The sequence below is a fragment of the Arthrobacter sp. NQ7 genome, assembly GCF_029581595.2.
GTDB classification, from domain to species: Bacteria; Actinomycetota; Actinomycetes; order Actinomycetales; family Micrococcaceae; genus Arthrobacter; species Arthrobacter phenanthrenivorans_B.
The window spans coordinates 496,940-516,902 of record NZ_JARFXU020000001.1; the positions used below are offsets into that span (position 1 = coordinate 496,940).

Consider the following 19,963-nt stretch of genomic DNA (forward strand, 5'->3'; position numbering starts at 1 on the left):
GCAATGAGGAAGCAGGAGACCAAGTGTCTGAGCAGGAGCTCGAGGTAACCGAGACTGGGCTGGAAGAATCCCCGGACGTCGCGGCAGAAGCCGGTGCGGAGTCCGAGGTGGAGTCCTCCACGCCCGAATCCGATGACGCCGCCTCCGACGTTGCAGAGGCAGCCGACGCCGACTCTTCGGATGCCGACGGCGAAGAAGGGTCCGACGACGCCCTTGCCGCCGCAGCAGCCACCGCCGCCGCGGACCCCGCTGAGGAGTTCAAGGCCAAGCTGCGCCGCCAGGAAGGTGACTGGTACGTCATCCACTCCTACGCCGGCTACGAGAACCGCGTAAAGGCCAACCTTGAAACCCGCATCCAGACCCTGGACATGGAAGATTACATCTTCGAGATCCAGGTGCCCATGGAGGAAGTCGTGGAGATCAAGAACGCCCAGCGCAAGGTGATCAACCGCGTCCGCATCCCCGGTTACGTCCTGGTCCGCATGGACCTGACCGACGCGTCCTGGGGCGCCGTCCGCCACACCCCCGGTGTCACCGGCTTCGTGGGCAACGCCCACAACCCCGTCCCTCTGCGCCTGGACGAGGTCTTCTCCATGCTCGCCCCTGTCTTCGAAGAAGAGCAGGCCGAGAAGGGCAAGCCGGTCAACAAGCAGAACCAGGCTCCCGTGGCCGTGGACTTCGAAGTTGGCGAGTCGGTCATCGTCAAGGAAGGGCCGTTCGAGACCCTCCCGGCCACGATCTCCGAGATCAAGCCCGAGTCCCAGACCCTCGTGGTGCTGGTCTCCATCTTCGAGCGCGAAACGCCCGTCACCCTGGCGTTCAACCAGGTCACCAAGATCTGACAACCCAAGATTTCGTCCCGGCGCCGCCCGCTTAGCGGCACCGGAACGGCCGGCCGCCTCGCCATGGCGGCCAAAAACCTGAGGCACGCTCCTGTGCCCCAGGACGTTATTGAGAGAAGGACCCTACATTGGCTCCCAAGAAGAAGGTCACCGGCCTCATCAAGCTGCAGATCCAGGCAGGTGCCGCCAACCCGGCCCCGCCGATCGGTCCTGCGCTTGGCCAGCACGGTGTCAACATCATGGAATTCTGCAAGGCGTACAACGCTGCGACGGAAGCCCAGCGCGGAAACGTCATCCCCGTGGAAATCACGGTCTACGAGGACCGTTCCTTCACGTTCATCACCAAGACCCCGCCGGCTGCAGAGCTCATTAAGAAGGCTGCAGGCGTTGCCAAGGGTTCATCCACCCCGCACACCGTCAAGGTTGCCAAGCTGACCCAGGCCCAGGTCAACGAGATCGCCTCCACCAAGATGGAAGACCTCAACGCCACCAGCCTCGAAGGCGCAGCCAAGATCATCGCCGGCACCGCCCGCTCCATGGGTATCACCGTCGAGGGCTAACCACCCCCACCGCTGTCCGGCGTCAGGGTAATTGACGACGACGGGCCGCACCGCCGGGATACCGGCACCAAAAAACTGAAATGTTGGCCATCCGGGCCGGATAACGAACCGGGTCGCCGACTGTGGCAGGGCCCAGCGCGGTCCGCAGACCACAACTGCACAAGGAGAAATAAGCAGCATGGCAAAGCGCAGCAAAGCATATGAGGCAGCAGCCGCCAAGATCGATGCAACCAAGCACTACGCACCGTTCGAGGCAGTAACGCTGGCCAAGGACACCAACCCGTCCAAGTTCGACGCCACCGTTGAGGTCGCATTCCGCCTCGGCGTCGACCCCCGCAAGGCTGACCAGATGGTCCGCGGCACCGTCAACCTGCCCCACGGCACCGGTAAGACTGCCCGCGTCCTGGTCTTCGCCACGGGTGACAAGGCTGAGGCCGCTATCGCAGCCGGCGCCGACTTCGTTGGTTCCGACGACCTGATCGAGAAGATTGCCGGCGGCTGGACCGACTTCGACGCCGCCGTTGCCACCCCTGACCTCATGGGCAAGGTTGGCCGCCTCGGTAAGGTCCTGGGCCCGCGTAACCTGATGCCGAACCCGAAGACGGGCACCGTGACCCCCGACGTCACCAAGGCCGTCAACGACATCAAGGGTGGAAAGATCGACTTCCGCGTCGACAAGCACTCCAACCTGCACTTCATCATCGGCAAGGTTTCCTTCGACGCCGTGAAGCTGGCCGAGAACTACGCCGCCGCTCTGGAAGAGGTCCTGCGCCTCAAGCCGTCCGCAGCAAAGGGCCGCTACATCCAGAAGGCCACCGTGGCCACCACGTTCGGCCCGGGCATCTCCGTTGACCCCAACGTCACCAAGGTGCTCACCGAGGCGTAGTCCCCGATAGGTGTTCCTGCCCCGGATTGATTCCGGAGCGACCCAAGACCGCCCCCGACGCTTAGGCGCCGGGGGCGGTCTTCTTTTGTGCCCGCACACTGTGCCTAAGCTGGCCCCATGGACCAGCCCGTGCCAACCGGCCCCCTGCCCTCCCGGCCGCATCCTGATGTGGTGATAGCCGCCGTCGGCGTTCCACCGCGGGGCGTCTACGCCGGCCGGGACGGATCAGGTCCGGCCGCTGGGCCGTTTGCGGACTTCTTTGCGTGCCAGGCCATGCAGGAGGCCCACGCAATGGCTGTGTGGGGGAGCCTGGAGCGGTGCCCCACACTGGCCGAGGCGCTGGAGTACTGGCACGGCAACCGATACGAGGAACGGCAGTTGTTCCTTGCCAGGGCCGGCCTGGAAGCAGTGGGACTGTGTTCGGTCACGCTGCCCCTGCGCGAGAACCGTGCCACGGCCGGGATCGACATCCTGGTGGACCCGCGCTGGCGGCGAAGGGGAGTGGGGCGGGCGCTGCTGGATCAGGCGGAAGCCGCGGCCAGGAAGCATGGTCGCACGTCGCTTGATGGCTTCCATGAACTGCCCCTCGACGCCGTCCCGCCAGGAACCCGCATGGTTGCCGCGAAGTCCGGGGCGGGGGCGCTGCCTGCGGACGACCCGGCAACTGCGTTTGCCTTGGCCCACGGATATGAGCTTGAGCAGGTCGAACGCTCCAGCCGGCTCACGCTTCCGGTGCCCGGTCAATTGCTGGAGCGGCTGGAGGCCGATGCGTGCCGGCACGCCGGGGACTACGTCCTGACGGCATGGGACGCCTACTGCCCGGACGGCCTTCTTGCAGGCTACGCAGCCCTGAGGGTGAGGATGAGTACGGACGCGCCCACCGCCGGCATGGACTGGGAGCGTGAGGACTGGGACGCCGGACGGGTCCGTGGGGACGAGCAGGAACTGGTCCGCGGCGGAGTCGAGTCATCGGTGGCCGCCGCCCTGCACCGCGCCACGGGTGAGCTGGCCGCCTACACCGTCCTTACCTGGCGCGCGCAAGTGCCCGAATCGGTCATCCAGCAGGACACGCTGGTGGCAGCCGAACACCGCGGCCACCGCCTGGGCATGTTGGTGAAGACAGCCAACCTGCGCCGGGTATCGGAAAAGTGGCCCGCCGCGCGCTCGGTCCTGACATGGAACGCCAGCGAAAACCAGCATATGCTGGCGATAAATACCGCACTTGGATTCAAGCCCGCTGGCTATGAAGGTGAGTGGCAGAAACGGCTGGGATGATGCCCCGTATGGCAAAAGACGTGAAGATCGAGCAGCTATGGATCCCCGACTCACTGGACACCCCCGACGCAGCGGACTTCCTCGCCGCCGTCGAAGTGGGCCGCAAAGTCCGCATGGCCACGTGGGGCAGCGACGACCTCGCTTATGGCCCGATGGAAAAGCTCCTCGAATTCGCGGACCCCTATGAACGGCAGCTCATCCTGGTGGCCAAGGTGGACGGCGAAATCATCGGAACGGTGGACATTGCGCTGCCCCTGACGGACCACCTGGACCTCGCCGAGCTCACGCTGGACATCCTGCCCGAGTTCCAGCGCCAGGGCGTGGGGCGGCGGCTGCTCGAGGCCGCCGAACAGCTGGCCCGCGGTGAAGGCCGGAGCATGATCCTGGTGGATACGAACCACCCCGGTGCGTCGCTGCATGAATTCGAACAGGCGCAGCTGGTGCCCGGCTCCGGCCAGGGATTCGTGCCCCTGGAGAGCCGCGAAGTCGAGTTCGCCCAGAAGACCGGATACACGCTCCAGCACATCGAACAGTTCAGCTCCTGCCTCCTGCCCCTGGACACCAAACTGGTGGCCGACCTCCAGGCTGAAGCGGAGGAAGCCAACAACGGCAGGTACCGGCTCCACCACTGGACGGACCGCTGCCCGGACCGCTGGCTGGAGGCCGTGGCGGTCCTGGAAAACCAGGCCGGCGCTGACGTCGATCCCTCACTGGATCCGCCCATCGAGCAGGACATGGTGTTCGACGGCGGCATCCTCCGGGAGGCCGAAGACGTCGCCATCGCGCAAGGCCGCAGGACCGTGGTCACCGCCGTCGAGCACATCGCCTCCGGTTCGCTGGTGGGGCTGACGACCATCACCGTGCTGGCGCACCGCGCCGACGTCGTCTTCCAGGACGACACCCTGGTCCTGCAGGAGCACCGGGGCAACAAGCTGGGGCTGCTGATCAAGGTGGCCAACATGGTCCGGCTCAGCGAGCAGTTCCCGGACGCGCGGATCATCTATACGTGGAACGCGCCGGAAAACCGGTACCTCCTGACGGTCAACAGGCAGCTCGGATTCCAGACCGCCGGCGTCACCGGGATTTGGCAGAAGGAGCTTCCCACGCTGCATACCAGCACCAGCTGAGGCCGCCGGCCGGGACCCGATTTGGCGGACGGGCAAAGCCTCCCGTAAGCTTGAACTACCAAAGACCGTCGGTTGTTGGAAATCCGCTCTCCTGAACATGGCTCAACTCTGCAGTTGTGCTCCGGGGACCACAGTGGCTTTCCGGACGAAGGACCCTCAACGCAGGGCGGCCAGCGCAGGTGAACGAAGCAAAGCTCCGCGGTTGAACCGTGTTGAGCCAAGCCCCGTGCATCTGCGCGGGGCGTTTTTAGTTTTAGCTCTCTTGAGCGGGGACCGTCGAATACCGGCACTATCCCCGGAAGGAGGGTTATGGCAACGCCTACCAAGGTTTCAGCAGTAGCTGAGATCACTAACGATTTCAAGGAATCGAACGCCGCTGTCCTGACCGAATACCGCGGGCTCACCGTTGCACAGCTCAAGCAGCTGCGTGTTTCTCTCGGCCAGGACACCAAGTTCGCGGTCGTCAAGAACACCCTGACCGCCATTGCAGCCAAGGAAGCCGGCGTCGAAGCATTCGACGGCCAGCTTGCCGGCCCCACTGCAATCGCGTTCATCAAGGGTGACGCAGTTGCCGCTGCCAAGAGCCTGACGGATTTTGCCAAGGCCAACAAGCAGCTGGTCATCAAGACCGGTTACTTCGAGGGCAAGGCGCTGGACGCCACCGAGGTTGCCGCACTGGCTGCCCTCGAGTCCCGTGAGCTGCAGCTCGCCAAGGTTGCAGGCGTCCTCAAGGCACCTGCCGCCGCTGCTGCACGCATCATCGACGCACTGCGCCTCAAGCTTGAAGAAGAGAACGGTGCACCGGCAGCTGCCGAAGCGCCCGCCGCTGAAGAAGCCCCTGCCGCTGAAGCTGAAGCTGCCGCTGAAGCTCCCGCTGCCGAAGAGAACTAATTCTCTTACCCACACCAGACTCCGGTTCCGGTACGGCCCCGCGCCGTACGGACACCACAACAGGAAGGACGCCTACCATGGCGAAGCTCAGCAACGAAGAGCTCATTGAAGCTTTCAAGGAACTGACCATCATCGAGCTCTCCGAGTTCGTCAAGCTCTTCGAAGAGACCTTCGAAGTTACCGCTGCTGCTGTAGCTGTTGCCGGCCCCGCTGCCGGTGGCGCTGCTGAAGAGGCTGAAGAGAAGACTGACTTCGACGTCATCCTCGAAGCTGCCGGTGACAAGAAGATCGCAGTCATCAAGGAAGTTCGCGCCATCACCTCCCTCGGCCTCAAGGAAGCCAAGGACCTGGTTGACGGTGCCCCCAAGGCTGTCCTCGAAGGCGCCAACAAGGAAGCTGCCGAGAAGGCCAAGGAGCAGCTCGAGGCTGCAGGCGCTACCGTTACCCTCAAGTAACAACGCCTTTTCCCGGGAAACCCCGTCCACTCCGGTGGGCGGGGTTTCCTGCTTTGAGCCAACTGCCTACCCGGTCGGGTCGCTGATATCAGCCACCACCGCGTCCAGGGCTTCGGTCAGGGCATCGGCGTCAACGAACGCACTGTAGCCGTGGGCACCGGCGCCCATGGAGATCCGGCGCCCGGTGATGGTGGCATCCGCATAGACCGGCCAGGAGCCGGTGCTCCCCAGCGGGGTGATGGTGCCCCGCTCGTAGCCGGTGGCCTCCAGGGCCACGTCGGCCGGAGGCAGAGAGAGTTTGTTGACGCCCACCAGGGCCCGGAGTTTGGGCCAAGAGATCTGCCGGTCGCCCGGGATCAAGGCGAACAGGAACGTGCCGTCCTTGTGCTTGACCACCAGGGACTTCACGATGTCCGCCGGGGCGATTCCCAGGATCCCCGCTGCTTCCTCGAGGCTCTTCGCGGCAGGGCGTTCCACCACCTCCACCTGAAGCCCGCGGGCCGCGGCGTCGGCCAGGAATCGCTCCCGCCCGACGCCGTCCCTTCCGTTTCCGGTTTCGGCCGCCATCAGTCGCGGTACAGCAGGAGGGCTTCGCCCTGCCCGCCCCCGCCACACAGGGAGACCGCGGCCTTGCCGGTCCCGCGCCGCTTCAACTCGTGCGCGGCATGCGCGGCAAGGCGTGCGCCCGACGCACCGATTGGGTGTCCCAGGGCAATGGCCCCGCCGTGGATGTTGCATTTCTCCAGCGGGTAGTCCAGGTCCTTCAGGGACTGCACGGCCACCGACCCGAAAGCCTCGTTGATCTCGATGAAGTCAAGGTCGGCGGTGCTCCAGCCAGCCTTGCCGAGGGCGTTCATGATCGCGTTGGACGGCTGGGAATGCAGGGAGTTGTCCGGCCCGGCCACCTGCCCGGGCTTTCCAACCACTGCCAGATAGTCCAGCCCGTGCTCCTCGGCATAGCCGCGCGAGGCGAGCACCAGTGCTGCGGCGCCGTCGGACAGGGGGGAGGAGTTGCCCGCCGTGATGGTGCCGTCGGTCACGAACGCCGCCCGCAGCCCCGCCAGCGACTCAACCGAGGTATTGGGCCGGACGCCCTCGTCGGTGGCCACCACCAGGGGATCGCCCTTGCGCTGTTTGACGCTGATGGGTGCGATCTCGCCGTCGAACGTTCCGTTCTTTGCCGCCAGCGCCGCCCGCTGGTGCGACTGCGCGGCTACGTTGTCCTGTGAGGTACGGTCGATGCCCAGCGTCAGGTTCCGGGTTTCGGTGGACAGGCCCATGGACTGTCCATCAAAGGCATCGGTCAGGCCGTCGTGCGCCGCTGCGTCCAACGCCTGGATGGAGCCATACGTCCAGCCCTGGCGTGATCCCGGGAGCAGGTGCGGTGCCCGGCTCATCGACTCCTGGCCGCCGGCCACCACCACGGCAGCTTCGCCGGCACGGATCATGCGGGCCGCGTCAATCACCGCGGTCAGGCCGGAGAGGCACACCTTGTTCACGGTCACGGCGGGGACATTCCAGCCGATGCCGGCGCCGATGGCGCTTTGCCGCGCAGGGTTCTGCCCGGCACCTGCCTGCAGCACCTGGCCCATGATCACGGCCTCAACGTCCGCGGTGTCGACGCCACTGCCGTCCAGGGCGGCCCTGATGGCGTGGGCACCCAGGTCCACTGCAGTCAGACTGGACAACTGGCCGTTGATCCGGCCCTGCGGAGTCCGCGCTGCCCCAAGGATGACAACGTCATTGCTGTCAGGAGAGTTGGCCATGGTTACCACTTTCAATCCGGTTCCGGTGTAAGCCACCAAGGCTATCGTGAGCCTGGTCACCCATCTATTCAAACGCCGGAACGCCTATGTGCATTCCTGTATTTTCCCCCACGTGCAGCCTGCGGGGGAGAGGTCCCCATAGGCGGGGTGTGCACGACGGCGGCGGCTTGCGTAGGGTGGACGGCGAGGCTTTGCAGGGGGAGATGCTTTGCAGGGGGACAACCGGGTCCGAAAAGCCGGAACGGACGGAGTGACAACCATGAAAAATCCAGTGTCCGCGGCGTCCATCGCTGCCCTGGCCGCAGTGGCAGGCTGCGCGCTTTCCGCTTGTTCGGTCTCCACTCCGGCTCCGGCGGACTCTGCCCAGGCAACGGTGCCAGCCATTGCCCAGCCTCAAACTGCCCAGCCTGCAACTGCCCAGCCTGCAACTGCCCAGGCACGTGACAGTGCCTTGGCCCGTGCAACGGACAGCCCCAGCTCCGCGGCCGGGGGCGGCATGGCAACCCGGGAGGCCTGTGAACTCTTCAACAGGCTCTTGGTCGATTACGCCGCTGTTCCACCCACCGATTCCAATGGTTACGAGGACGTGTACCTCAAGGCCCAGGACGCCAAGGACAGGGTTTCCGGCGATCTTCAGGGACTGTTTGCCTCGCTGGGCCTGCTGGCCATCGACCACTCCTCGGCGGCCGGGACCGGCGGCAAGCCTGCGAAGGAGTCCCAGGACGCGGTACGCGACGCCGTCTTTGCTAACTCGGCTGCCTGCACGGCCGAAGGGGTGACGCTTCGGCTCTAGGTGCCGTGCAGGGGAGTGCCGGGATGCCCTCGCAGGAAGTCAAAAACAGTGCTTGCAATCCGGCGGGATGTGGGGTAGACACGTAGGCTATTTTGCCGTATCGTAGATATTTGCGTCTTCCCTGTTTACCTTCAGCCTTCATATAGCGGTGGGCTTCGCCTGGCAGCTGGCAATCAACGTGCCCTAACAACGGTCACAGCATAGCCGGTCCAGGTCCCGGGTCATATAGCGGAACCGGATGGTAGCGCTGCGGAGTCACTCCGCAGGGTGCACAGCGGGGGAGATCTGAAAACGCCTGAAGGTCTGTGGAAGGATCCCTCTTGGTCGCCTCGAGCACCTCTAATAACGAAACCGCTAACACTGCCGACAGCACTGATGGTGCCACTCGCCGGCTCTCATTCGCAAAGATTCACGAACCCCTTGACGTTCCGAATCTGCTTGCCCTGCAGACGGACAGCTTTGACTGGCTGGTCGGCAATGAGCGCTGGCAGGCACGCGTGGCAAAGGCTGTCGAAGAAAACGATCTCAGCGTCGCCACCACGTCCGGCCTGTCGGACATCTTCGAAGAGATCTCCCCGATCGAGGACTTCCAGGGCACCATGTCCCTGAGCTTCTCCGATCCGGAGTTCGCTGACCCCAAGTACACCATGGCCGAGTGCAAGGACCGGGACGCCACGTACTCCGCTCCGCTGTACGTCAAGGCCGAGTTCATGAACAACAACACGGGCGAAATCAAGCAGCAGACCGTGTTCATGGGTGACTTCCCGCTGATGACCGAGAAGGGCACCTTCGTCGTCAACGGCACCGAGCGTGTCGTCGTCTCCCAGCTGGTCCGTTCCCCGGGCGCCTACTTCGAGCGCGCCGCTGACAAGACCAGTGACAAGGACATCTTCACCGCCAAGATCATCCCGTCCCGCGGTGCATGGTTCGAGCTCGAGATCGACAAGCGCGATCAGGTCGGTGTGCGCCTCGACCGCAAGCGCAAGCAGTCCGTCACCGTGCTGCTGAAGGCCCTTGGCTGGACCGAAGGCCAGATCCTCGAAGAGTTCGGCCAGTACGACTCCATGCGGGCAACCCTGGAGAAGGACGCCACCGAAACCCGCGAAGACGCCCTGCTGGACATCTACCGCAAGCTGCGTCCGGGCGAGCCGCCCACCGTCGAGGCTGCCCAGTCCCTGCTGGACAACCTGTACTTCAACTCCAAGCGTTACGATCTGGCCAAGGTTGGCCGCTACAAGATCAACCGCAAGCTGGGCATCGACCGCTCCCTTGGCGACAAGGAAGCCTCCGTCCTGCACGTTGAAGACATCGTTGCCATGATCAAGTTCCTCGTCGCGCTGCACGCCGGCGAGAAGACCATCAAGGGCACCCGCGACGGCCAGGAAGTGGACCTGCGCGTCGAAATCGACGACATCGACCACTTCGGCAACCGCCGCATCCGCGCCGTCGGCGAGCTCATCGAGAACCAGGTCCGCACCGGCCTGTCCCGCATGGAGCGCGTTGTCCGCGAGCGTATGACCACCCAGGACGTCGAGGCCATCACGCCGCAGACCCTGATCAACATCCGCCCCGTGGTCGCAGCCATCAAGGAGTTCTTCGGAACTTCCCAGCTGTCGCAGTTCATGGACCAGAACAACCCGCTCTCGGGCCTGACCCACAAGCGCCGCCTGTCGGCCCTTGGCCCGGGTGGTCTGTCCCGTGACCGCGCCGGCATGGAAGTCCGTGACGTGCACCCGTCCCACTACGGACGTATGTGCCCCATCGAAACCCCTGAAGGCCCGAACATTGGCCTGATCGGTTCGCTGGCATCCTACGGACGCATCAACCCGTTCGGCTTCATCGAGACCCCGTACCGCCTGGTCAAGGACGGCGTCGTGTCCGACGACGTCCAGTACCTGACGGCCGATGACGAAGCTGAGGTGCTGATCGCCCAGGCCAACGCGCCGCTGGATGAGAACAACCGCTTCGCCGAGGCGACCGTCCTGGTCCGTGCCCGTGGTGGTGGAGGCGAGCCCGTCCTGGTTCCGGCCGAGGACGTTGAGTTCATGGACGTTTCCCCGCGCCAGATGGTGTCCGTGGCAACGGCCCTGATCCCGTTCCTCGAGCACGACGACGCCAACCGCGCACTCATGGGTGCCAACATGCAGCGCCAGGCCGTGCCGCTGGTCCGTTCCGAGGCCCCGTTCGTGGGCACCGGCATGGAACGTGCCGCAGCCGTTGACGCCGGCGACGTCGTCATCGCCAAGAAGGCCGGTGTGGTCACCGAGGTTTCGGCCGAACTCGTCATCATGCTCAACGACGACGGCACCGAGACCAACTACCGCATCAACAAGTTCGCCCGCTCCAACCAGGGCAACTGCTACAACCACCGCGTCCTGGTGAACGAAGGCCAGCGCCTGGAAGTTGGCGGCATCATCGCCGACGGCCCGGCAACGGACCAGGGTGAACTGGCACTGGGCAAGAACCTGCTCGTGGCATTCATGTCCTGGGAAGGCCACAACTTCGAGGACGCCATCATCCTCTCGCAGCGCATCGTTGCCGAGGACGTCCTTTCCTCCATCCACATCGAGGAGCACGAGATCGATGCCCGCGACACCAAGCTTGGTGCCGAGGAAATCACCCGTGACATCCCCAACGTGTCCGAGGAAGTCCTGGCAGGCCTGGACGAGCGCGGCATCATCCACATCGGTGCCGAGGTTGAAGCCGGCGACATCCTGGTCGGAAAGGTCACCCCGAAGGGTGAAACCGAACTGACCCCGGAAGAGCGCCTGCTGCGCGCCATCTTCGGCGAGAAGTCCCGCGAAGTGCGCGACACCTCGCTGAAGGTGCCCCACGGCGAGTCCGGCACCGTCATCGGCGTCCGCGTCTTCGACCGCGACAACGACGACGAGCTCCCCCCGGGCGTGAACCAGCTGGTCCGCGTCTACGTGGCTGCCAAGCGCAAGATCACCGACGGCGACAAGCTCGCCGGCCGCCACGGCAACAAGGGCGTTATCTCCAAGATCCTCCCCGTTGAGGACATGCCCTTCCTTGCCGACGGCACCCCCGTTGACATCGTCCTGAACCCGCTGGGTGTTCCGGGCCGTATGAACGTGGGCCAGGTGCTCGAAACGCACCTCGGCTGGGTTGCCAAGACCGGTTGGAAGATCGAAGGCGAGCCCGAGTGGGTCAAGCAGCTGCCGAACCTGCCGCGCGAGAGTGGTCCCACCACTGTTGCCACGCCGGTGTTCGACGGCGCCCGCGAAGAGGAAATCACGGGCCTGCTCGACTCCACCAACGTGACCCGCGACGGCGACCGCCTGATCAACTCCTCCGGCAAGACCCGCCTGTTTGACGGCCGCTCCGGCGAGCCGTTCCCGGATCCGATCTCGGTCGGCTACATGTACATCCTGAAGCTCCACCACCTGGTGGACGACAAGATCCACGCACGCTCCACCGGTCCGTACTCCATGATCACGCAGCAGCCGCTGGGTGGTAAGGCACAGTTCGGTGGCCAGCGCTTCGGTGAAATGGAAGTGTGGGCGCTCGAAGCTTACGGCGCCGCCTACACGCTCCAGGAACTCCTCACGATCAAGTCTGACGACATCCACGGTCGTGTGAAGGTCTACGAAGCGATCGTCAAGGGCGAGAACATCCCCGAGCCGGGCGTTCCCGAATCCTTCAAGGTCTTGATCAAGGAAATGCAGTCGCTGTGCCTGAACGTGGAAGTTCTTTCCACGGACGGAACCACGATTGAAATGCGTGACTCTGATGACGCAGTCTTCACGGCTGCGGAGGAACTGGGTATCGATCTGTCCCGCGCAGAGCCCAGCTCCGTAGAAGAGGTCTAGAAGGCAAGCGTTCGACGGCGGGTGCGCACCCGCCGTCGAACGCCTCCTCCCTCATCCCGCACCTAAGACTTCAGAATTTAGAGAACAAGAGAGAACAGGGACCATATGTCCAGCGAATCCTCCTTCGGCCTCATGCAGATCGGCCTCGCCACCGCGGAAGACATCCGCGGCTGGTCGTACGGCGAGGTTAAGAAGCCGGAAACCATCAACTACCGCACGCTCAAGCCTGAGAAGGACGGCCTCTTCTGCGAGAAGATCTTCGGCCCGTCCCGCGACTGGGAATGCTACTGCGGCAAGTACAAGCGCGTGCGCTTCAAGGGCATCATCTGTGAGCGCTGTGGCGTCGAAGTCACCCGCGCCAAGGTCCGCCGTGAGCGCATGGGCCACATCGAACTGGCCGCCCCCGTCACGCACATCTGGTACTTCAAGGGTGTTCCCTCCCGCCTGGGCTACCTCCTTGACCTGGCACCGAAGGACCTCGAAAAGGTCATCTACTTCGCTGCCTACATGATCACCAGCGTCGACGAGGCTGCCCGCCACGAGGAACTGCCCAACCTGCAGGTTGAGCACGACATCGAGAAGAAGCAGCTGATCGACAACCGCGACGCCGACATCGCCGCGATCGCCCGTGACCTCGAAGGCGAAATCGCCCGCCTCGAGGGCGAAGGCGCCAAGGCTGCCGACAAGAAGAAGGCCCGCGACTCCGCCGACCGCCAGATGGCCAACGTGCGCAAGCGCGCCGACGCCGACATCGAGCGCCTCGAGCAGGTCTGGGACCGCTTCAAGAACCTGAAGGTCGCCGACCTCGAAGGTGACGAAGGCCTCTACCGCGAACTGCGTGACCGCTACGGCATGTACTTCGAAGGCTCCATGGGTGCCGAAGCCATCAAGAAGCGCCTTGAGAACTTCGACATGCAGGCCGAGTCCGAGGCGCTGCGCGATGTCATCGCCAACGGCAAGGGCCAGCGCAAGACCCGCGCCCTCAAGCGCCTCAAGGTGGTCAACGCGTTCCTGACCACCAACAACAGCCCGCTTGGCATGGTCCTCGACGCCGTCCCGGTGATCCCGCCGGAACTGCGCCCCATGGTCCAGCTGGACGGTGGCCGCTTCGCGACCTCCGACCTCAACGACCTGTACCGCCGCGTGATCAACCGCAACAACCGCCTCAAGCGCCTGCTTGACCTGGGTGCTCCGGAGATCATCGTCAACAACGAGAAGCGCATGCTTCAGGAAGCTGTTGACAGCCTCTTCGACAACGGCCGCCGCGGCCGTCCGGTCACCGGGCCGGGCAACCGTCCGCTGAAGTCCCTGAGCGACATGCTCAAGGGCAAGCAGGGCCGTTTCCGCCAGAACCTCCTCGGCAAGCGCGTCGACTACTCCGGCCGTTCGGTCATCGTCGTCGGCCCGCAGCTGAAGCTGCACCAGTGCGGCCTGCCCAAGCAGATGGCCCTGGAACTCTTCAAGCCGTTCGTGATGAAGCGCCTGGTTGACCTCAACCACGCCCAGAACATCAAGTCGGCCAAGCGGATGGTGGAGCGCTACCGCCCGCAGGTCTGGGACGTGCTCGAAGAGATCATCACCGAACACCCGGTGCTGCTCAACCGTGCACCTACCCTGCACCGCCTGGGCATCCAGGCGTTCGAGCCGCAGCTTGTTGAAGGCAAGGCCATCCAGCTCCACCCGCTGGTTTGTGGTGCGTTCAACGCCGACTTCGACGGCGACCAGATGGCAGTCCACCTGCCGCTGAGCCCCGAGGCGCAGGCTGAGGCCCGCATCCTGATGCTGTCCTCGAACAACATCCTGAAGCCCTCCGACGGACGCCCGGTCACCCTGCCTTCGCAGGACATGATCATCGGCCTGTACCACTTGACCACCAAGCGCAAGGGTTCAGCCGGTGAGGGCCGCATCTTCGGTTCGGTCTCCGAGGCCATCATGGCGTTCGACGCCCGCGAGCTGCACCTGAACTCGCAGGTCAAGATCCGCCTCGAAGGCTTCGTGCCGTACGCCGGCTGGCAAGCTCCGGAGGGCTGGGAGCCGGGTCAGCCGGCCCTCGTCCAGACCTCACTGGGCCAGGTCCTCTTCAACGAGACCCTGCCCGAGGACTACCCCTGGGTTGAAGCGGTTGCCGACAAGGGCGAACTGTCCCGCATCGTCAACGACCTCGCCGAGCGCTACCCGAAGGTCGTCACGGCTGCCACGCTGGACAACCTGAAGGATGCCGGCTTCTACTGGGCCACCCGCTCGGGCGTCACCGTCGCCATCTCCGACATCGAGGTCCCGGCCGCCAAGCCGGAAATCCTTGCCGGGTACGAAGAGCGCGCCGCCAAGATCCAGGGCCAGTACGACAAGGGCCTGATCGACGACGACGAGCGCCGCCAGGAACTCATCGAGATCTGGAACAAGGCCACCAACGACATCGCCTCGGTGATGCGTGAAAGCCTGTCCCCGATGAACACCATCAACCGCATGGTGTCCTCCGGTGCTCGTGGTAACTGGATGCAGGTCCGCCAGATCGCGGGTATCCGTGGCCTGGTGGCCAACCCGAAGGGTGAGATCATCCCGCGTCCCATCAAGTCCTCCTACCGCGAGGGCCTGTCGGTGCTGGAATACTTCATCGCCACGCACGGTGCCCGTAAGGGCCTGGCCGATACCGCTCTGCGTACCGCCAACTCGGGTTACCTGACCCGTCGTCTGGTGGACGTCTCGCAGGACGTCATCGTCCGCGAAGAGGACTGCGGCACCGAGCGCGGCCTGGTCACGCCCATCGCCGTCGCCGACTCCAACGGTGAGCTGGTCCTGGACGAGAACGTCGAAAACAGCGCCTACGCACGGACGCTGGCCGTCGACGTCGTCGACTCCGAGGGCAACGTCCTCGCAGCCGCCGGCACCGACTGCGGCGACGTGGTCATCGCCGAGCTCTTCAAGGCAGGCATTACCGAGGTCAAGGTCCGCTCCGTCCTCACCTGTGAGTCCAGCGTTGGCACTTGCGCCCTGTGCTACGGCCGTTCGCTGGCCACCGGCAAGACCGTTGACATCGGCGAGGCCGTCGGCATCATCGCCGCACAGTCCATCGGTGAGCCCGGTACCCAGCTGACCATGCGTACGTTCCACACCGGTGGTGCTGTGTCCGCCGGCGGTGGCGACGACATCACCCAGGGTCTGCCCCGTATCCAGGAGCTCTTCGAAGCCCGTACTCCGAAGGGTGTTGCCCCGATTGCTGAAGCAGCCGGCCGCATCACCATCGAAGAGTCCGAGCGCCAGATGCGCCTGGTCATCACCCCGGATGACGGCTCGGAAGAGATCGCCTACCCGGTGCTGCGCCGTTCACGCCTGCTGATCGAGGACGGGGACCACGTCTCCGTCGGCCAGAAGCTGATCAACGGCCCGGTGGACCCCAAGCAGGTCCTGCGCATTATGGGTCCGCGTGCGGCACAGAAGTTCCTGGTGGACGAAGTCCAGGGCGTGTACCGCAGCCAGGGCATTGGTATCCACGACAAGCACGTCGAGGTTATCGTCCGCCAGATGCTGCGCCGCGTCACGGTCATCGAGTCCGGTGAATCGGACCTGCTGCCCGGCGAGCTCGCCGAACGCAGCCGGTTCGAGGAAGCGAACCGCCGCGTTGTGTCCGAGGGCAAGACTCCGGCTTCCGGACGTCCCGAGCTCATGGGCATCACCAAGGCATCGCTGGCCACCGAGTCCTGGCTGTCCGCAGCTTCCTTCCAGGAGACCACCCGCGTCCTGACGCAGGCGGCCATGGAAGGCAAGAGCGATCCGCTGCTGGGCCTCAAGGAGAACGTGATCATCGGTAAGCTGATCCCGGCCGGCACGGGCCTCCCGCGCTATACCGAGGTCACCGTGGAGCCCACTGAGGAAGCAAAGGCCAACCTGTTCACCGGCCCCAGCGCCTTCAGTGACTTCTCGTACGACACCCTGGGCGGGGACGGAGCTCCCGAGTTCCACGCCATCCCGCTGGATGACTACGACCTGGGCAATGACTTCCGGTAACCATCCGGTTCACGCCTGACGAAGGGATGGTCCCGCACCGGTTGGTGCGGGACCATCCCCGTTTAACCCCGTCGATTAAGGCATGGAGCCTGTCCATGCTAGACTTGTTACCAATTGTTATTGTGGCAGTGGATGAGAGCGCCGGTCATGGCTGTAAGGCCTGACCAGAGCGACGTTTCCGGTTTGCAGGGTTCTTGTGCAACGTATGCCACATTTTTGCATGCCTAGGGAACATTGGTCCTGAACCGGTCCCCGGCATGTGATCCGACTATTAAGGCTTCGCCTTCGCCGCCTTGGAGATCATCTTCGTGGCCCGGGCGGCGGGGCATCGCAACAAGAGAGTGGCGGGAAACAGCCACTCCGGATAAAACGGAGAACACGAGAGTGCCTACGATTAACCAGCTGGTCCGCAAGGGCCGCACGCCTAAGGTCTCAAAGACCAAGGCTCCCGCGCTTAAGGGCAGCCCCATGCGCCGCGGTGTTTGCACCCGCGTCTACACCACCACCCCGAAGAAGCCGAACTCGGCTCTGCGTAAGGTGGCACGTGTGCGCCTCAACGGCGGCGTGGAAGTTACCGCCTACATCCCCGGTGTTGGCCACAACCTGCAGGAGCACTCCATTGTGCTCGTTCGCGGTGGTCGTGTTAAGGACCTCCCGGGTGTCCGCTACAAGATCGTCCGTGGCGCCCTCGATACCCAGGGTGTGAAGAACCGTAAGCAGGCCCGCAGCCGCTACGGCGCAAAGATGGAGAAGAAGTAATATGCCTCGCAAGGGTCCGGCCCCCAAGCGGCCGCTCGTTTCGGATCCGGTATACGGTTCCCCGCTGGTAACCCAGCTCATCAACAAGGTGCTCGTTGACGGCAAGAAGTCCACGGCAGAGCGCATTGTCTACGGTGCACTCGAAGGCGCCCGCGCCAAGTCCGGCGGCGACCCCGTTGCGGCCCTCAAGAAGGCCATGGACAACGTCAAGCCTTCCCTCGAGGTCCGCTCCCGCCGTGTCGGTGGCGCCACCTACCAGGTTCCGGTTGAGGTCAAGCCGGGCCGCTCCACCGCACTCGCCCTGCGGTGGCTGGTTGGCTACTCCAAGGCCCGCCGCGAAAAGACGATGACCGAGCGCCTCCAGAACGAAATCCTGGATGCGTCCAACGGTCTCGGTGCCGCTGTGAAGCGTCGCGAAGACACCCACAAGATGGCCGAGTCCAACAAGGCCTTCGCACACTACCGCTGGTAATACTCCCCGGACGCCGCCGGCTCAACTGAGCCGGCGGCAAACGTGTAGTCCATCCCAAAAGGAGACCCCGTGGCACAGGACGTGCTTACCGACCTTAGCAAGGTCCGCAACATCGGCATCATGGCCCACATCGATGCCGGCAAGACCACTACCACCGAGCGCATCCTGTTCTACACGGGTGTGAACCACAAGATCGGCGAAACGCACGACGGCGCTTCGACCACTGACTGGATGGAACAGGAAAAGGAACGCGGCATCACCATCACGTCTGCCGCCGTGACCTGCTTCTGGGAAAACAACCAGATCAACATCATCGACACCCCCGGCCACGTGGACTTCACGGTTGAGGTTGAGCGCTCCCTGCGCGTCCTCGACGGTGCAGTTGCTGTCTTCGATGGCAAGGAAGGCGTTGAGCCGCAGTCCGAGACCGTTTGGCGCCAGGCTGACAAGTACAACGTTCCCCGCATCTGCTTCGTCAACAAGATGGACAAGCTCGGTGCTGATTTCTACTTCACCGTAGACACCATCATCAGCCGCCTCGGCGCCAAGCCGCTGGTCATGCAGCTGCCCATCGGTGCCGAGAACGACTTCATCGGCGTCGTCGACCTGCTCTACATGCGTGCCCTGGTTTGGCCGGGCGACGCCAAGGGCGACGTGACCATGGGTGCCAAGTACGAAATCCAGGAGATCCCCGCGGACCTCCAGGAGAAGGCCGAAGAGTACCGCGCAGCGCTCGTCGAGACCGTTGCAGAGTCCTCCGAGGAACTCATGGAGAAGTACCTGGAAGGCGAAGAGCTCACCATCGACGAGCTCAAGGCCGGCATCCGCAAGATGACCATCAACTCCGAGCTGTACCCGGTGTTCTGTGGCTCCGCCTTCAAGAACCGCGGTGTCCAGCCCATGCTCGACGCAGTGGTGGACTACCTGCCGAACCCGCTCGACGTTCCTCCGATGATCGGCCACGATCCCAAGGACGAAGAGAAGGAACTGACCCGCAAGCCTTCCGCCGACGAGCCGTTCTCGGCCCTGGCGTTCAAGATTGCGGCACACCCGTTCTTCGGTCAGCTCACCTTCATCCGCGTGTACTCCGGTCACGTGGAATCCGGTGCCCAGGTGGTCAACTCCACCAAGGGCAAGCGTGAGCGCATCGGCAAGCTGTTCCAGATGCACGCCAACAAGGAAATGCCGGTTGAGGCAGCCACTGCTGGCCACATCTACGCAGCCATCGGCCTGAAGGACACCACCACGGGCGACACCCTGTGTGATTCCAACAACCAGATCGTCCTGGAGTCCATGAGCTTCCCCGAGCCCGTGATCTCCGTGGCCATCGAGCCGAACACCAAGGGTGACCAGGAGAAGCTCTCCACGGCCATCCAGAAGCTCTCCGCTGAGGACCCCACCTTCCAGGTGTCCCTCAACGAAGACACCGGCCAGACCATCATCGCCGGCATGGGCGAGCTCCACCTGGACATCCTGGTGGACCGCATGCGCCGGGAATTCAAGGTTGAGGCCAACGTGGGCAAGCCGCAGGTTGCTTACCGCGAGACCATCAAGCGCGCAGTCGAGAAGCACGACTACACGCACAAGAAGCAGACCGGTGGTTCGGGCCAGTTCGCAAAGGTCCAGATTGCCATCGAGCCGCTGGACACCGCCGAGGGCGAGCTGTACGAGTTCGAGAACAAGGTCACCGGTGGCCGCGTTCCGCGCGAATACATCCCGTCTGTTGACGCTGGTATCCAGGACGCGCTGAACGACGGCGTCCTGGCCGGTTACCCGGTTGTCGGCATCAAGGCCACGCTGCTTGACGGCGCGTACCACGATGTTGACTCCTCGGAAATGGCGTTCAAGATCGCCGGCCGCATGGCTTTCAAGGAAGCCGCGCGCAAGGCGAACCCTGTCCTGCTGGAACCGCTGATGGATGTCGAAGTACGTACGCCTGAGGAATACATGGGTGACGTGATCGGCGACCTCAACTCCCGCCGTGGCCAGATGCAGTCCATGGAAGACGCAGCCGGTGTGAAGGTTGTCCGTGCCCACGTGCCGCTGTCCGGCATGTTCGGCTACATCGGCGACCTGCGCTCCAAGACCCAGGGCCGCGCTGTGTACTCCATGACGTTCAACAGCTACGCCGAGGTCCCGAAGGCTGTTGCCGACGAGATCATCCAGAAGTCCCGCGGCGAGTAGTCCTTCCGGACTTTCAAAGCGAACACCCCGGCTGTGCGGTCCGCCATAGGACAGCCCGGCCGGTGCAGGTGGCCGGGCCGGCCGGAGTAATCCGGCAGCCGGTTCCGGCCCCTGCACG

15 protein-coding genes are annotated in these 19,963 nt (G+C 64.1%); 13 read left to right on the forward strand and 2 right to left on the reverse strand.

What is annotated here, in order from left to right:
* The first annotated feature begins 23 nt into the window (after nucleotides 1-23).
* The 7 genes from nusG to rplL all read left to right on the forward strand — a co-directional run bounded on the left by nusG (nucleotide 24) and on the right by rplL (nucleotide 6,036).
* Nucleotides 24-842 (forward strand): transcription termination/antitermination protein NusG, encoded by an 819-nt coding sequence (gene nusG, locus PUN71_RS02380; protein WP_043456063.1) that lies wholly within the window; start codon nucleotides 24-26, stop codon nucleotides 840-842.
* Nucleotides 843-970: 128 nt separating this feature from the next.
* Nucleotides 971-1,402, forward strand: a complete 432-nt coding sequence (gene rplK / locus PUN71_RS02385; RefSeq protein ID WP_018760472.1) for a 50S ribosomal protein L11 — start codon at nucleotides 971-973, stop codon at nucleotides 1,400-1,402.
* Between the two features lie 178 nt (nucleotides 1,403-1,580).
* Complete coding sequence (rplA, locus tag PUN71_RS02390; RefSeq protein WP_043456064.1) at nucleotides 1,581-2,288, forward strand: 50S ribosomal protein L1; 708 nt, start codon at nucleotides 1,581-1,583, stop codon at nucleotides 2,286-2,288.
* Nucleotides 2,289-2,405: 117 nt separating this feature from the next.
* Complete coding sequence (locus PUN71_RS02395; RefSeq protein ID WP_277797230.1) at nucleotides 2,406-3,563, forward strand: GNAT family N-acetyltransferase; 1,158 nt, start codon at nucleotides 2,406-2,408, stop codon at nucleotides 3,561-3,563.
* A gap of 8 nt (nucleotides 3,564-3,571) precedes the next feature.
* A complete protein-coding gene (locus tag PUN71_RS02400) occupies nucleotides 3,572-4,690 on the forward strand; it encodes a GNAT family N-acetyltransferase (RefSeq protein WP_277797231.1) in 1,119 nt (372 codons plus the stop codon).
* 309 nt (nucleotides 4,691-4,999) lie between these two features.
* Nucleotides 5,000-5,581 (forward strand): 50S ribosomal protein L10, encoded by a 582-nt coding sequence (gene rplJ, locus PUN71_RS02405; protein WP_018769122.1) that lies wholly within the window; start codon nucleotides 5,000-5,002, stop codon nucleotides 5,579-5,581.
* Nucleotides 5,582-5,658: 77 nt separating this feature from the next.
* Nucleotides 5,659-6,036 (forward strand): 50S ribosomal protein L7/L12, encoded by a 378-nt coding sequence (gene rplL, locus PUN71_RS02410; protein ID WP_009358316.1) that lies wholly within the window; start codon nucleotides 5,659-5,661, stop codon nucleotides 6,034-6,036.
* A 66-nt stretch (nucleotides 6,037-6,102) separates the two neighbouring features.
* Here the strand turns inward: rplL and PUN71_RS02415 are convergent, their stop codons facing one another.
* On the reverse strand, nucleotides 6,103-6,603 hold the full coding sequence (locus PUN71_RS02415; RefSeq protein WP_043456071.1) for an aminoacyl-tRNA deacylase: 501 nt from the start codon (nucleotides 6,601-6,603) through the stop codon (nucleotides 6,103-6,105).
* Nucleotides 6,603-7,802 carry an acetyl-CoA C-acetyltransferase gene (locus tag PUN71_RS02420; protein WP_277797232.1) on the reverse strand — a complete coding sequence of 400 codons (1,200 nt, stop codon included), beginning with the start codon at nucleotides 7,800-7,802 and terminating at the stop codon, nucleotides 6,603-6,605. The genes PUN71_RS02415 and PUN71_RS02420 overlap by 1 nt, the downstream gene beginning before the upstream one ends.
* Before the next feature lie 259 nt (nucleotides 7,803-8,061).
* Between PUN71_RS02420 and PUN71_RS02425 the strand changes: the two genes are divergently transcribed.
* From PUN71_RS02425 to fusA, 6 genes are all read left to right on the forward strand, one after another.
* A complete protein-coding gene (locus tag PUN71_RS02425; protein WP_277797233.1) occupies nucleotides 8,062-8,595 on the forward strand; it encodes a hypothetical protein in 534 nt (177 codons plus the stop codon).
* 320 nt (nucleotides 8,596-8,915) lie between these two features.
* Complete coding sequence (gene rpoB, locus PUN71_RS02430) at nucleotides 8,916-12,425, forward strand: DNA-directed RNA polymerase subunit beta (RefSeq protein WP_277797234.1); 3,510 nt, start codon at nucleotides 8,916-8,918, stop codon at nucleotides 12,423-12,425.
* A gap of 105 nt (nucleotides 12,426-12,530) precedes the next feature.
* Nucleotides 12,531-16,430: a DNA-directed RNA polymerase subunit beta' gene (locus PUN71_RS02435; RefSeq protein ID WP_277797235.1), complete on the forward strand. Its 3,900-nt coding sequence runs from the start codon at nucleotides 12,531-12,533 to the stop codon at nucleotides 16,428-16,430.
* Nucleotides 16,431-16,814: 384 nt separating this feature from the next.
* Nucleotides 16,815-17,189 carry a 30S ribosomal protein S12 gene (rpsL, locus tag PUN71_RS02440; protein ID WP_009358312.1) on the forward strand — a complete coding sequence of 125 codons (375 nt, stop codon included), beginning with the start codon at nucleotides 16,815-16,817 and terminating at the stop codon, nucleotides 17,187-17,189.
* A gap of 1 nt (nucleotide 17,190) precedes the next feature.
* On the forward strand, nucleotides 17,191-17,661 hold the full coding sequence (rpsG, locus tag PUN71_RS02445; RefSeq protein ID WP_003803829.1) for a 30S ribosomal protein S7: 471 nt from the start codon (nucleotides 17,191-17,193) through the stop codon (nucleotides 17,659-17,661).
* 69 nt (nucleotides 17,662-17,730) lie between these two features.
* On the forward strand, nucleotides 17,731-19,845 hold the full coding sequence (gene fusA, locus PUN71_RS02450; RefSeq protein ID WP_043454582.1) for an elongation factor G: 2,115 nt from the start codon (nucleotides 17,731-17,733) through the stop codon (nucleotides 19,843-19,845).
* Nucleotides 19,846-19,963 lie beyond the last annotated feature (118 nt).